General features: G+C 47.5%; 11 protein-coding genes, 1 pseudogene and 1 riboswitch. Of the genes and pseudogenes, 4 read left to right on the plus strand and 8 right to left on the minus strand.

Features of this window, described 5'->3' with window-relative positions; translation table 11 throughout:
* Window positions 1–68: 68 nt before the first annotated feature.
* Window positions 69–2,225, minus strand: a complete 2,157-nt coding sequence (locus tag HRU42_RS03850; protein ID WP_295029023.1) for a TonB-dependent receptor — start codon at window positions 2,223–2,225, stop codon at window positions 69–71.
* Window positions 2,226–2,541: 316 nt separating this feature from the next.
* Here HRU42_RS03850 and HRU42_RS03855 point away from each other — a divergent pair, with 316 nt between their 5' ends.
* Window positions 2,542–2,721: a DUF2986 domain-containing protein gene (locus tag HRU42_RS03855; protein ID WP_295029024.1), complete on the plus strand. Its 180-nt coding sequence runs from the start codon at window positions 2,542–2,544 to the stop codon at window positions 2,719–2,721.
* A 3-nt stretch (window positions 2,722–2,724) separates the two neighbouring features.
* A pseudogene (locus tag HRU42_RS03860) lies at window positions 2,725–2,853 on the plus strand (sodium/glutamate symporter); the annotation flags it as partial.
* A gap of 38 nt (window positions 2,854–2,891) precedes the next feature.
* On the opposite strand, the gene HRU42_RS03865 reads toward HRU42_RS03860, so the two are convergent.
* The 5 genes from HRU42_RS03865 to HRU42_RS03885 form a co-directional block, all read right to left on the minus strand.
* On the minus strand, window positions 2,892–3,896 hold the full coding sequence (locus HRU42_RS03865; RefSeq protein WP_295029025.1) for a phosphotransferase family protein: 1,005 nt from the start codon (window positions 3,894–3,896) through the stop codon (window positions 2,892–2,894).
* A 243-nt stretch (window positions 3,897–4,139) separates the two neighbouring features.
* Window positions 4,140–4,907, minus strand: a complete 768-nt coding sequence (moeB, locus tag HRU42_RS03870) for a molybdopterin-synthase adenylyltransferase MoeB (protein ID WP_295029026.1) — start codon at window positions 4,905–4,907, stop codon at window positions 4,140–4,142.
* A 103-nt stretch (window positions 4,908–5,010) separates the two neighbouring features.
* Window positions 5,011–6,255, minus strand: coding sequence for a molybdopterin molybdotransferase MoeA (moeA, locus tag HRU42_RS03875; RefSeq protein ID WP_295029027.1), 1,245 nt, complete (start codon window positions 6,253–6,255; stop codon window positions 5,011–5,013).
* A gap of 215 nt (window positions 6,256–6,470) precedes the next feature.
* Window positions 6,471–6,680 (minus strand): hypothetical protein, encoded by a 210-nt coding sequence (locus tag HRU42_RS03880; RefSeq protein ID WP_295029028.1) that lies wholly within the window; start codon window positions 6,678–6,680, stop codon window positions 6,471–6,473.
* A gap of 44 nt (window positions 6,681–6,724) precedes the next feature.
* Window positions 6,725–6,895 (minus strand): efflux RND transporter permease subunit, encoded by a 171-nt coding sequence (locus tag HRU42_RS03885; protein WP_295029029.1) that lies wholly within the window; start codon window positions 6,893–6,895, stop codon window positions 6,725–6,727.
* Window positions 6,896–7,180: 285 nt separating this feature from the next.
* Between HRU42_RS03885 and ftnA the strand changes: the two genes are divergently transcribed.
* Complete coding sequence (ftnA, locus tag HRU42_RS03890; protein ID WP_295029030.1) at window positions 7,181–7,708, plus strand: non-heme ferritin; 528 nt, start codon at window positions 7,181–7,183, stop codon at window positions 7,706–7,708.
* 54 nt (window positions 7,709–7,762) lie between these two features.
* On the opposite strand, the gene HRU42_RS03895 is transcribed toward ftnA, so the two are convergent.
* The gene (locus HRU42_RS03895) at window positions 7,763–10,969 is read right to left on the minus strand and encodes an EAL domain-containing protein (RefSeq protein WP_295029031.1); all 3,207 of its coding nucleotides are present in this window, start codon (window positions 10,967–10,969) and stop codon (window positions 7,763–7,765) included.
* 356 nt (window positions 10,970–11,325) lie between these two features.
* Window positions 11,326–11,979, minus strand: a complete 654-nt coding sequence (gene ribB / locus HRU42_RS03900) for a 3,4-dihydroxy-2-butanone-4-phosphate synthase (protein WP_295029032.1) — start codon at window positions 11,977–11,979, stop codon at window positions 11,326–11,328.
* Window positions 11,980–12,135: 156 nt separating this feature from the next.
* Window positions 12,136–12,386: riboswitch (FMN riboswitch) on the minus strand.
* Window positions 12,387–12,592: 206 nt separating this feature from the next.
* On the opposite strand from ribB, the gene HRU42_RS03905 reads away from it, so the two are divergent.
* Window positions 12,593–14,734 (plus strand): S9 family peptidase, encoded by a 2,142-nt coding sequence (locus HRU42_RS03905; protein WP_295029033.1) that lies wholly within the window; start codon window positions 12,593–12,595, stop codon window positions 14,732–14,734.
* Window positions 14,735–14,779: the final 45 nt, after the last annotated feature.

Genomic DNA, 14,779 nt, shown 5'->3' on the forward strand with positions numbered 1-14,779 from the left:
TAGGTTGGCTAGAAAGAGCATAAAAAATGCAGCCATTGGCTGCGTTTTTATTGATCATTGCCTAGGGCCTAGAATGGCATGGTGAAACCGATTGTGGCTGTGCGGCCCATGCCCTTAAAGTAACGGTTGTCCTTGCCTACTGTCTGAGAATAGTAAGTGTAGTAATCTTCATTAAATAGGTTTTGAATGCCTATGCTTAGGCTGCCGTTGTACACAGGGATCGCAACAGATGCATCGACTGTGGTGTAGCCATCGAAGCTCGAATAGATCTCATCGTTGGCATCCTTGAAATCTTTATCCATGAAGAAGTTCGCTTGAACCCGAGTCGAGATATCGTTGTCGAAGTTGTGAGTCCAGAACAGGTTGATACGATTGGGCGAGATATTCGCGCCGTCTAGATCGGTATCGACACTGTGATCGCCGTTTGAATCATATTCGCCATCTTGAATGGCGATATTTACGCCGACATCATCATTGTCACCTATATAGGCGGTGATGTTAGATTCTATGCCTTCGATAACACTCTTCTCGCGCTTAACCACGAATGCGCCACTGCCATCTTCCTTCTCTACCATACGGGATCCATAATCGGTGGATGAGCGGTAAAAGGCGATCTTAGCGCTGAAGTATTCCCCCTGATAATCGGCGCCAAACTCCAGGTTGTCTGTGACTATGGGTGTGAGGGCCAGTGTGTCTTCGATACTCGGGTTTTCGCCCTGGAAGCTATCGCCGTCACGCAGGACGCGGCCGATATCCGGCATGCCGAAGCCCTGGCTGAAACTGGTATAGAGTCGAACCGATGGGATGATCTTGTATGAGAGGCCTAGGTTAACTAAGGTCTCATTGAAATCAAGCGTCCCCCCCTGGATCTCCTTGTCGCCATAGCCGTACATGGTCTTATAGTCATCGACCTTGAGCTTGGCATATTCATAACGCACTCCGCCGGATAGAGTCAGGTTGTCGATAGGATCATAATCGAGTTGCACATAGGGGGCGATATTGTCATAGATACTCTCAGGCACCCAAGAGATACCGCTGACCACCATATCCTGCTCTGTGGTATCCCTGAATATATCGATGCCGTAGGCCAGGTTAATGCCTGAGTCGGCGACGTTGTTGGCGATCATCGACGCCTTCATGCCCCATTTCATCGACTTGTTACGCGACTGCTCATAATAGAGAGACTCACCATTATCGCCGGAATCACAGACGGTGACCTGATCGCTGCCCTCCATGCCTGGATCGTAGAAGTCAGACCAACAGCCACCGCCATAGACGGCTTCGAAGTTTTGATTAAAAAATTGCAGGTGCAGCTGTTGGCCGCCAATATCTTCATGGGTATAGGTCAGGCTAGTGGTAGTGACTTGGTTGTTGGCCGCTTCCCAAGGCTGATCTTGCTTGATAGCCCCAGTAGGAATGTCATTCTCTTTATCACCATCAACGGCCATATAATTGCCGTTATTTTCCATGTTGTAGTGGTTGACCATCAACTCCAGACGGGACTGATCGAAGTCATAACCTAGTTTGATGAAGAAGTCGGCACTCTGGCTGTCCATGGACTCGCCTTGGGTGGTGTCGATGCCGACCATCTGATCGTTCGCATCATAATAGACGCCATTGTTGCGGTAACTGACCGAGCCAATCATATCCATCCGGTCTGACTCGCCGGAGAAGGAGTAGCTAGTGCCGAAGCTGACGCCATCGGATGCCAAGTTGTTTGGCACTGTCACATCGAAGCTGACCTGATGTTGGCTATCGCCAGATGGCTTCTTGGTGATGTAGTTGATGATCCCGCCCTGTGCGCCCATGCCATGCATGGCGTTGGCACCGTGAATAATCTCGATCCGTTCGATCATGGCCGGATCGATAGTTTGCCCCGAGCGACCGCCACTGCGTAGGGGGTTGGATTGAGGCACCCCATCTATCATGATAAGTGGTGTACGGCCCCTGAGGGTCTCGCCGGTATTACTCATCTTCTGACGGCTGGGCGAGAAGCTAGGTGCCAGGTTACCTATGATTGTCGACAGATCTTTAGTGGTTCTGAACTGTTGCTCCAACTGCTCTCGGTCAATGATAGTCACAGTATTGGGGAGCGCACTGACAGGCTTGCCCATGCGACTGGACGTCACTGTGATGACTTCAATATCGGCTTCGTCTGCCGTCACAAGATTAGGTGTTATTGCGCTGGCAATAGATAGCGCTATCAATGATGTTGTAAACTTCATGCTTAGTCATCCCGGTAAAAAACTAGATAACACTATTTCAGCGAAGGATTTTATTATTAGACGCTAAGTGTAAATCTAATGTAAATGATAATGATTTGTATTGCCGGCTAGTGTAGGGGCTTACTTTCTTGCTGTCTATCCGTGTGCGGATTATTAATCGAAAAAGATGAGAGTTGTGATTTACATCTCTGATAATGTTGACTTAAACGTGTAGGTGTAGTGGTTTTGTAAACGCTTTCTTCGAGGGCGGTGTTGTTGGTTTAAACTGGTTTTTGGGTATAATCATGTCATCGATAATAGGCTAGGTTGTAAAAAGATGAACCGGACAAAAAAGATAACCTTAAATTTCAAGAAAAAAGCGAAAAAGGCCAATGCTAGATCGCACTCAAGCAATAAGCCGAAATATATATCCAAAGCCGAACGTGAGCGTGTAGCCGAGGCTGATTCAACTTGTCTCTCTGTCACTGTTTTTGGCTATGGCACTGATGAATCTTAAGCTATGGGAGCGCTAGTGACCAGAACGGGTCCATCACCTCAAGCCTTTATGGTGGTGCCAATTGTTGGTGCCTTCTTTATCGATATCGTGAATGCGATCATCTTGCAGGGTTACCTAAGCTTCATCGTTTAAGCTTACCAAACTCCCTCGTTTGAGGGAGTTTATCTGTATTAAAGCGGGAAAAACTTAGCTTCCAGTGCCTGCCAGTTTTTCTCGTCGCTACAATCTGGAACATGTTGTAGCAAGTAGTTCATGTCGCCCGTGTGTCTTAGCAGGCTGAGCATCATCATGTGTTGCTGTAAGCCGCTATCTCGTTTGCCTTGATAACCATAGCCATCGAGATAGGCGTGGAATATTCTGGGCTCACCTAGGGCGAGCAGTAATGCCGGTGAGGTAAATTCAAATACAGGATCGGGGCAGGCCAGGGCATCGCCAAAATCTATGATCCCGGTGAATCGATACCGCCCTTCTTGCTTCTTCACCAGTAAGTTACCCGGATGCAGATCTGTATGTATCAGGTGTGCATCTGATTGATTAATGTAGGGAAGCAATTTATCGGTATGCCTGGCAAGGTAGGCATTTAACTGCTCAAGCAGAGGCTCAGGCAGGCCTTGTCGCTTACGCTTCTCATGGCATTTATCGGTTTGTGAACGGATAAAGTCAGGCCAATCTAGCCTTAAGCCTTCGATGTGTTTCTCGGGGAGTCGGTGTAACTGTTTACTGAACTGACCCAGTTCCAGTGCGATATCGCATCGCTCTTCGACAGTAAGCTCTGTGAGTACAGATGAGAGCATGACGCCATCTAGCTTCTCTATCACCAGATAGGGCCAGTTGTCGACATCCCCGAAGTAGAATAGCTTAGGTACCTTGACCCCCAATCTGTGGTGGTTGAGTAACTTGAGGCTCAGGTATTCGCTCTGATACTGTAGATGAAAGTTAGGAGCTAAAAGTTTAACGATAAAGGACTTATTAGCCTTATCTAAGTCTCCGGCACTCGAAGCTTGAGTCAACTCGAAGACAGGGTTAGTGCCTTCGAAGTTCTGCCTCATATGGATAGCCTTTATGCCATGCCTGATACAGATGGTATCTAGGATGGGGCGCCAATCATCTAAACCCCAGTTATCGCTGATATCACAAGCCAGCTCATAGGAGGGATCTCTTGGTAATCTCGACATCTGCTCTGATGGTCCTTTTTATTCGAGTGAGTTAATCGACAAGGATAGGGTGGGACATCATAAGGAAGGTATAAATATAGCAGCCATCTGGCTAGCTAGGCTGTAAGTACGAGTCAATCCATTATCATCGCTCAGCTGGATCACAGGGCTTTGAATGAAATCTCGCGCTTCATTCTGTGTTAGTTCGAATCTAGAATCTAGATTCTAGATTCTAGATTCTAGATTCTAGAAGTATGCAGGTGTTTAGCCGCAGACTTCACAGTTTGCCTGTTTACTCAGTTTCATCTCGCGGAACTCCATGGTCATGGCATCTATCATTAAGATGCGTCCTAACAGAGGCTTACCCATATTAGTGAGCACCTTGATGGCCTCGACTGCCTGTAGGCAACCTATCATGCCGACGACAGGCGCGAGTATGCCTGATTCGACACAGGTGAGATGTTGCTCACCGAAGAGCTTGCTAAAGCAGTGATAGCAGGGATGCTCATCCTGATAATCGAACACAGTCACAGTGCCTTCCATGCGAATCGCGGCGGCGGAAACGAGGGGGATCTTATGCCTGAAGCAGCTGCGATTGAGTTGCTCACGTACCGCCACGTTATCTGTGCAGTCCAATACCAAGCCATGTTGAGCAACTAGCTTATCTATCTCGGCATCGTCCAGCACTGCATCGATGACATCTATCTGAATATGAGGGTTGAGTCCACTCAGGGTTTCTCGGGCTGACTCGACCTTAGCTTGACCTATATTCTTGTCTTGATGTAGCACTTGCCTCTGCAGGTTGGATAACTCGACGGTATCGAAATCGACTAAAGTCATGTGACCCACACCAGCTACCGCCAGATATTGGCTGGCGGCGCAGCCCAGGCCTCCGGCACCGATAATCAGCACCTTAGCGAGTTTTAGCTGCTCCTGGCCTTCGAAATCCATCGCCTTGATCGAGATCTGGCGACTGTATCTGAGCATCTCACTGTCAGACAAGATCTCATCGTTATTGGGTGTCGAACTCATATCTGTTTTCCTGATGCTTGCCTTGGCTAGCAATCGGCTAGCAATCGGCCAGTAATCGGCTAGCGATATAATCGCTTAAGCTAACTGCTAGCAATCGCTTAATTTAGCAAAGGACTGAATTGAAAGGCTCAACCGTAACGAGCGTACCGTCAGAGGTATCGCCTTGCTCTTGGCTAAGTATGACGAAACAGTTCGCTAAGCTCATCGAGGTGAGCATGCCAGAGCCTTGGCCCCCAGTTAACGTGACTTCGAATTCACCCTTATCATCTTGGCTTAAGATGCCGCGCTGATATTCTACACGTCCCGGATATTTACGCAGATCTCCCTTCAATGTGGCCTTTAGCTGTAGTGGCTTGACCTGGGGAAGTCCCTGCATCTTGATGAGTAGAGGCCATACTAGCTTGTAAAAGGTCACCATGGAGGATACCGGATTACCTGGCAGGCCACAGAAGATGGCGTTATCTAGCTTACCGAAGGCGAAGGGCTTACCGGGTTTGATGGCCAGCTTCCAAAACGTGATTTCACCCACTTCATCGAGTACTTGTTTAGTGTAGTCGGCATCTCCCACTGACACTCCGCCCGAGGTGAGCACCATATCTGCATTGGCTGCGGCATTTCTGAATGCTGCACGTATCGCTTCGGGATCGTCTTTAACCACGCCCATATCGATCCACTCGACGTTGGCTCGACTGAGCAGGCCACGAATGCTGTATCGGTTCGAGTCATAGATCTGGCCTGGGGCCAACTCGGTTCCTACGGGTCTAAGCTCATCTCCGGTAGAGAAGAAGGCGACTCTTACCTGGCGTGTCACACGTATTTGGCTGATGCCTATGGTGGCTAGCACGCCGAGTTCGGCGGCGCCAATCTGAGTGCCGCTGACTAATACCTTGCCTCCTGTCTTAACCTCTTCGCCACGATAGCGCACGTTGGCTCCTATGGCTTTAGGGGACTCGATAAAGATAGCCGCTTGCTTCGCTTCGACCTTCTCATGCATCTGCACGGTATCGTAGCCATCGGGCAGAGGTGCCCCCGTCATGATGCGAATGCAGGTATTAGGTTTCGCTTCGCCCTCGAATGGATGGCCTGCGAAGGACTGCCCAATTAAATTTAGGCTCGCATTGTTGGCAAGATCTTCGAAGCGAAAGGCATAACCATCCATGGACGAGTTATTGAAGGGGGGCAGGTCTATGCAGGATACTAAGTCTTCGGCCAATACTCGTCCTAGCCCTTGAGAAAGCTGCACGACTTCTGAGTCTTCTAGTGGATTGACTTGTTCTAGTAGTAGTGCAATCGCTTTATCTGGATGCATGAGGCTAGGTTGAGAGCATGGATCGGCTTTAGTGGGCATCTGGCTACCTTAATAAGAAATTTATAATCTCACGTAAATATACGCGACATTAGTAAAAGCGAAAGTGAACGCACATTATGCCACGCTGATATCAGAAGACTATGATCTCGACGTCAGTTTTTCATCTGTGTTTTCATAATGTGGCATTGAGATAGTGAAAGGAAAGATTAGGCATCGAGATAAGTTCATAGTTCCTAGATTTCTAGGAACTGACTTCAACTTGCCGTAGCCACTTTAGTTCCGGGGATCGCCTGTTGCTTCACCAGCTGTCCATCTTGTAATGTCTCCGCGCCCCGGATCACCACGGTATCGCTAGCGGTCAGCTCGCCGTTGAGCGCAGTATAATTGCATCTGTCAGGGCCTCGCCTTTTTGCAACAGCCTGACGATATTTTCCTGCACTATGATGGTCGCATCGAGTACTCACATTGGCCGTGCCTCCCGAGATATCGGCGGCACGGGATAGGGTATCTAAGGTGATGCCGAGCGCCAGTTGTTATACACAGATATCTGTGGGCGCTGAATATCGGGCAAGAGTTGTATGGGTAGTTTAGCGATGGCGAGCATGCCGAAGATCGCTATCAATAGCAGGGATACTAAGGTTCCTGCCGGGTTTTGGGTGCTTATTCGAGTCAGATTCATTGTTTTTCCTGCCACGCTGAGAGTGACTGAGAGTGACTCTTCTCCAGTGGTGGTCGTGTTCTTATCGTCCATGATACTAGGGGGTTGATGTTAACATGTCTGTTCGATTTGGTTACTAAGTGTTACAGGTTTACAGGTGAATAGATTGTAATACGGCTCTTAATGATAACTATTATTATTTAATAAACAATGGTTTAAGTAAATTTGATTGCAGTTTTTTATTTTTTTTACCATAATGCTTCGCTATATAAGATAGCCAACCAGATATGCGTCGTGAGGAATAAAATGCTGGCACAAACAATGATTGATCAACTGAACGCTCAGATAAATGTCGAGTTTTTCTCTTCTAATTTATACCTGCAGATGAGTGCCTGGTGTGACGATAAAGGCTTCGAAGGGGCGGCTAAGTTTATGCGTGTTCATGCCGATGAGGAGATGCAGCATATGCATCGTCTATTTACTTATGTGAGTGAAACCGGTGGCATGCCTCTGTTAGGGTCGATAGACGCACCTCAGTCTGATTTTACTTCGCTGTTGGCCTTGTTCGAATACACCTACGAGCATGAGCAGATGATCACATCTAAAATCAATGCATTGGCCCATGCCGCATTTACTAATCAAGATTATTCGACGTTCAACTTCCTACAGTGGTATGTGTCCGAGCAGCATGAAGAGGAGAAGTTGTTTAAATCTATCGTCGATAAGATCCGTCTAGTGGGAGAAGATGGCAAGGCGCTGTTCTTTGTCGATAAAGATCTCGCCCAGATGGCCGTCCAAGAGTCGACTAGCGTGATGACAGGTCCTGCGGTTTAACGCTTTTTTTAGCGACAATAAAGGAGCCTGAATGGCTCCTTTATTGTTTCAGGATCACGAAGCAATGCTTGATTGGACCTGCTGATGGAGAAATGATTCTAGTTCTTGCGCCGGTAACGGACGGGAGAAGAGATAACCCTGGCCGAAATCACAACCCAAATCTTGTAACATCTGCCATTGAGCATGAGTTTCTATCCCCTCGGCGACTAACTTGAGTTCCAGACTCTGTCCCATCATCACAATGGCCTTGATCAACTTGGCATCAGACTCTCTCTCCAACATGTTGTCGACAAAACTTTTGTCTATCTTAATGACGGCAATGGGGAATCGTTTCAGGTAGCTGAGGGAGGAGTAGCCAGTGCCGAAGTCATCGATATAGATATCCAGGCCGAGGGAGTGGAGAGACTCCAGTGCCGCCATGCACTGTTCGGTATCATCCATCATCATTGACTCGGTTATCTCTATATGCAGATATTTGGGCTGGATATTGTATTTCTCTAGCAGGGCTTTGAGGAGACAGGTAAAACTGGTTTTATTCTGGCCGAGCAGCTGTCTGCCAGACACATTTATCGCCATACTTATCTTGAATCCTAATCTGTGCCAATGGGCAAGATCGGTTAATGCCTGCTGTAATACCCATTCTCCTATAGGTTCTATCAATCCGGTTTCTTCGGCGATAGGGATAAACATATCAGGAGGGATCATGCCGGATTTGGGGTCTTGCCAACGAATGAGCGCCTCGACCCCTGTGATTGTACGGTCGTCCAGATTCACTATGGGCTGATAGTGCAAGCAGAACTCTTGTCGAATGACGGCTTGTCTGAGGCCTTGTTCGAGTTGAATGCGTTCGAGCATATGCTCATTCATCTCAGACGAGTAATAACGATAGTTATTGCGGCCCTCATTTTTTGCTTGATACATGGCAGTTTCGGCATTGCGTGTCAGTAACTCTTCACTGCTACCATTTTCTGGAAACAGGCTGATGCCGATACTGGCGGAGATCAGCAACTCATCGCCATCGACTTCAAACGGGGAGGAAAGGCGAGCGTTTACCTTGTCGACGACTGTCTGAACCTGATGCTGATCTCGGATCCGCGGCAAGATGATGATGAACTCATCGCCACCGAGACGTGCTACAAAATCATGCTTACTCAACAGAGATTTGAGTCTGGAAGCCACTTGTGTCAATAGCTCGTTACCGATCGTATGGCCGTAGATATCATTGATATATTTGAAACGGTTGAGATCGATAAATAACAAGGCCATTTGTCGATTATTCTCTTGGGCCGTTATCATCTCTTGCTGTACTTTAATCGTGTATAGAGAGCGATTAGGCAGCTTGGTGAGCAGATCATAATGGGTTTTATACCAGATATCTTGTTCGTACTTTTTACGATTACTGATATCGAGGAAGAGTCCGATATGTTGAATGATCTGTCCCGCATCATCCTTCACCACAGAGAGGGCTAAATATTCCGGATAGACTTGTCCATTCTTGCGTTTGTTCCAAATTTCACCTTGCCATTTCCCCTCAGTTTGTAGCGACTGCCACATCTCGTCATAGAAATTCTGGGTTTGCTGCTTCGAATTTAACACCGATGGAATCTTGCCTTTGACATCTTGTAGGCTATAACCGGTTATCTGAGTAAAGGCAGGATTAACCAGTTCGATATGGTTGTTTGCATCTGTTACCACGATTCCCTCGGAGGAGTACTCGAATACGGCGGCGGCCAAGTTGAGTTGCCGATTGGCCTTGAATCTCTCTTCTAGCATCAAGTTTAGCGAATGGGACAGTTGGGCTATTTCATCCTTGCCTCTCACTGGGACCTTAAGTTCTAGGCTAGGGTCCAGGGTCATCTTCTGCATCTCCTTAGCAATTAATGAGATGCTATCGACGAGGTTGCTGATCATGCTTCGACCTATGATAAAGAGTAAGATCAAGTTTATCAGGGCCGCGACTATCCCTAGCGCTAAGTAGGTGAGGGAGGCTGTTTGTTGTTGATCACCGAGTTTGGCAATCTTATCTGTCAGCTCCTTACCGAGTATGTGGAGCTTACCTATGGGGGCGTTGGCAATTTCCCACCAAAGCTTGCTGTCGATCTCGGGGGCTTGATACTGGAGACTCGCCAGTGATTCGGTCATAAGCTTAGTGGATACGCGCACTAGGCTGTCTTGTTCCTCGATGCTTAAACCTTGTAGCTTGAGTCGCTGCAGCTTATCTATCTGATGATGATACTTGTCGATGGTTTCATCTATGCTAATGATGGCTGCTAGCTTTACCGGTGACAGACCGTCTAGTTTTTTTAACTCGGTGAGTTTAAATTTAAGCTGGTTAATATTGCGATTAAAACGGGTTAAGTACTTTTGCTCTCCCCTTAACAGGTAATTTTTAAAGTTATGTATCAAGCCGCCGTAGCCTAATAGTCTACTGATCTTATAGGCCTGTTCGGCAATATGGATCTGGGATTCTAACTGGGTTCTGACTCGAAGGACTTGTTGGTAGGACTCGCTGGCCAGAATCTCTCTGATCTGTCGTCTGTCTGGGGTGTTGGCTGTTAACAGGGCTTGGGTGATGGCTTGAGCCTGCTGATGTTCGATACTCTTGATCATGACAAAGGCTTTAGAATCCAGATATGGAGCCGATAGCATGCCGTTCATCAAGCCGCGCTCTTCTGCTGCCATCTCCTGAATGGCGAGCACGTTGAGCAGATCCTCATATCCTTTAGCCTGCTGGGCATTCTCTGTATGTATATGTAATTGAGACACGAGTACTAAAAGCTGGTGGTTGTATTCTGAGTAAAACTGAAATGCCTTATTCTCTTGCTGTTGATCAACCCCTAAACGTACACTGGCCATCTTATTATCACTAATCTTGATGACTCGAAGATTTGCTCTCAATGTTTGATTCTGGCTGTGATCGGTTTTCAGAGTTTGTACAAAAGCTTGCAGAGCAGGTCTCTGGAGTAATTTATGCCGCTGAGTGTCGGTCCGCTCCCTTTGCAGCTTTAAATCCGTTAGATACTTAGCTCCATGGCTACTGACGTAACCTGCAGAAAGGCCTCTCTCTCTCTGTAATTCGAAGATGAGTTGACTGACTTCACGACTGACTTCGATGGAGAGTGTATTTCTTTGAGCCTCCCGATATTGGTCAAGCAGGTGTAACATGCCTATCGAGCCAAATAGGGTGAGTAGTAGCATAGGTATTGAGGCAAACAAGATGAGTTTTTGTTTCAGGCTTAGCCTGTTTAATACCGATGGCATGTGTCTGCTCCATGCAAAATTTTCAGCATTGGTCTCTAGTATGAGCGCCGCTGAAATCTGTTGATTCCAAAATAGATAAGAATAGATATCATAGCCAAGAAGGACTGTCACGCATATTTCATCAAATTCTAATCTAGGTCACAAAATAAAATGTTAGTGTCAAAATTTCGAATAACATACTATTTTTGTTGGGGTTATGATTATTTATATATTGGATAAAGGTTTTTAATGAGCGGTTTTGTCCGGTGAAAATATGTAGAAGGTAAATTAACCTTATATTTTATAAGGTTAATTTGTTCACTAAAGGGATTTTAGTTAATGTCCTACATAGCTAAACCAATGATGCTGAGTTGAATCTAGCTCGCCTTAGCCATCAGCGCATGGCGAAATTCAACAATATCTTCGATGGTGAGTACTGGCAGGTCGTGCTTCGCGCCAAATTGAATGATCTCAGGCAGTCTCGCCATGGTGCCATCTGGGTTGGTTATTTCACACAGTACACCGGCGGGCTTTAATCCTGCCAATTGCATCAGATCTATGGTGCCTTCGGTATGGCCACGACGGGTCATGACTCCCCCAGGCTGAGCACGTAGTGGATAGACATGTCCAGGGCGTGCTAAATCACCCGCGACTGCGTTATCGGCAGTGGCTGCCTTGATGGTAGTGACGCGATCTGCGGCTGAAACACCTGTGGTGACGCCTACTTTAGCCTCGATACTGACCGTGAAGGCGGTACCGTATTGGCTGGAGTTGTCTTCGACCATAGGCGGCAACTGCAGATGCTTGACCCGCTCGTCGGTTAAACATAGGCAGACTATGCCGCTGCCTTCACGAATAAGCAGTGCCATCTGTTCATTGGTTAGCATTTCTGCCGAATAGATCAGATCGCCTTCGTTTTCTCTGTCTTCATCATCGACGACGAGAACGCCTCGGCCTTGTTTAAGTGCTTCTAGTGCGACTTCGACGCGCTCAATCGCTGTGCCGAAAGGGGATAGTAGTGACTGATTCATGGGTTAAATCCTTAATAAACAACATTGGGTTTTCCAGAATCAGGGCGTGCAGAAAATGACACCGACATTGACAAGCAATGGGGTGCTTAAGCTGAAGCGAGTAAGCACAGTGACAGATACCTCAGAAGGTATGTCTGTGGGCTTCTCGTTGCATCTTTACATTCTCTCTCATCCGGACTCAGACTCGCTACTTAAGCTTAAGGCTGTGAGTAGAAAGTTCATTACCGTCGGCTCTGGAATGTTTTACCTAAGGTAAAAGGCACCAGATCTGCTGACCCCAGGCTGCTCATATTGATTAATATAAGCTGGCTTGGGCGCTCGCGGGCTTAAGACTTGAGTGAGATGATTAAATCGAATCAAGTACGATCACCGCCGGTGGGGAGTTACACCCCGCCCTGAGAATTTACTCGTACATCATCTTAGGTGTCAGGCCTGAGTAATCTAGTCCTATACCAGTAAGATTTAGCTGCCGAGCGCCAGTATGGTGCACTGGTTTTAAGCAAATGACAAGAGCAAGGAATAGGGGCTTGCCCTTTACCTGAGGCGGTATCCTCTTTAGAATCTTATTGCGAAAGTGCCAAATGAGTCATCAATCACCTCGAGAGAAACAACTATGAAACAAGCCGATAATCTTCTTCCTCCGGTAGCCAAGAAAGTGCCATTTGAGCTGGATCTCCATGGAGTGAAGCGAGTCGATGACTATTATTGGCTCAGGGATGACGCGAGAAAAGATCCTCAAATACTGGCGCATTTAGAGGCAGAAAATAGCTACAAGACCGCCCAATTTTCTGCCTATGAGCCGCTGCAGCAGATCCTGTTCGATGAATTGATCGGTCGACTGGATAAAGATGAATCCAGTGTGCCTTACCAGTGGCATAGCCATTGGTATTCGAGGCGTTATCAACTGGGATTCGAGTATCCAATAATGGTTCGCAGTCGTGGCGATACCGAGACTCAGACTAGGCCGGTATCGACAGCGTCAGCAGGGGCTCAGGTGGCGTCTCAATTACATCATCATGAACAGGTTTTACTCGATGTGAATGTGCGTGCCAGTGGCCACGATTTCTATGGTTTAGGTGGCGTGTCCATCAGTCATGACGAGTCTAAGTTGGCGTTTGGCGAAGATACGCTCAGCAGGCGCATGTACAAGATATATTTCAAAGACATTGACAGTGGCGCCTTGCTCGATGATGTCCTGGATGGCACTGATGGTAGTGCCGTGTGGGCCAACGACAATCTGCATGTGTTTTACATCAAGAAAGATCCGCAGACCTTACTGGGTAATCAAGTGTTTCGTCATCGACTCGGCACGCCGCAGTCTCAAGATGTGCTGGTATACGAAGAGCGAGACGATACCTATTATATTTCACTGGGAAAAAGCCTAGATGAAACCCGTATTGTACTGTTGCATGAGAGCACCATCACCAGTGAGGTCTCTGTGCTCGATGCTGATAAGCCGTTAACTCCGTTAACTCCGTTTACGCCATTATTACCCAGAGAAGAGGGCCATGAATACTCGGTATCTAAGTTAGGTGACGAGTATTACATCTTAACCAATTGGCAGGCCGAAAATTTCAGGCTGATGAAGGCCAATGAAAGCCAGATTTCAGATAAGAGCCAGTGGCAACAAGTGATAGCCGCAGCAGCAGATACGCGTATCGAAGATATCCTGCTATTAAAAGATTATCTGATCGTGCAGACCCGCACTCGAGGTGTCAGCCGCATAGAAGTGCGCCCCTTCGGTGAGCAAGCATCTTATCAGTTGGTGTTTAACGATCCAGCTTATGTGGTGGGGCTGGATATTAATGCCAGTCAGCTGAGTGACCAGCTGCGCATTTATTACTCTAGCCCGACTACGCCTGAGTCTGTTTATGAATATGATTTAACCCAGCCCATGACTAGACGTTTGCTGAAGCAGGAGAAGGTGCTGGGAGACTTCGATAGCGAACGTTACCAAGCCGAGCGACTGTTTATTACGGCGCGAGACGGCGCTAAGGTGCCGGTCACGCTAGTGTACCGCAAAGACAAGTTCGCTAAAGATGGCACTAATCCCCTGTATCAATATGGCTATGGCGCCTATGGTCATACGATCGAACCGGATTTCGACAGCTCGGTGATAAGCCTGTTAGATCGTGGCGTGGTATACGCCATCGCCCATGTTAGAGGCGGAGAGATGCTGGGTCGCCCATGGTATGACTCGGGTCGCATGTTGAATAAGCAACACAGCTTCGATGATTTTGTCGATGTCACTAAGGCGTTAGTCGCCCAGGGATATGGCGATAACAACAAGGTAGTCGCCGCTGGTGGCAGTGCCGGTGGTTTATTGATGGGCGGGGTGATCAATCAGGCGCCGGAACTGTATTTTGCCGTGGCGGCCCATGTGCCTTTCGTGGATATTGTCACGACCATGCTCGATGAGACCATCCCACTAACCACCAATGAATATGATGAGTGGGGCAATCCCAATGACAAGGCCTATTTCGATTATATGTTGAGTTATTCACCCTATGATCAATTGACCAGGCAGGCCTATCCCCATCTCTTGGTGACCACGGGATTACATGATTCTCAGGTGCAATATTTTGAGCCTGCGAAATGGGTGGCCAAGTTGAGAGACTATAAGACAGACGATAATAAGCTGCTGTTTCATATTGATATGGAAGCTGGCCATGGGGGCAAGAGTGGCCGTTATCGTCGCTATCAAGACACGGCACAGGAATATGCCTTCTTTCTCGGGCTACTGGGATTAAACTAGGTGCTAGGTGCTAGGTGCTAGGTGCTAGGTGCTAGGTGCTAGGTG

Source organism: Shewanella sp., from assembly GCF_013214165.1.
In the GTDB taxonomy this organism is placed as follows: Bacteria; Pseudomonadota; Gammaproteobacteria; order Enterobacterales; family Shewanellaceae; genus Shewanella.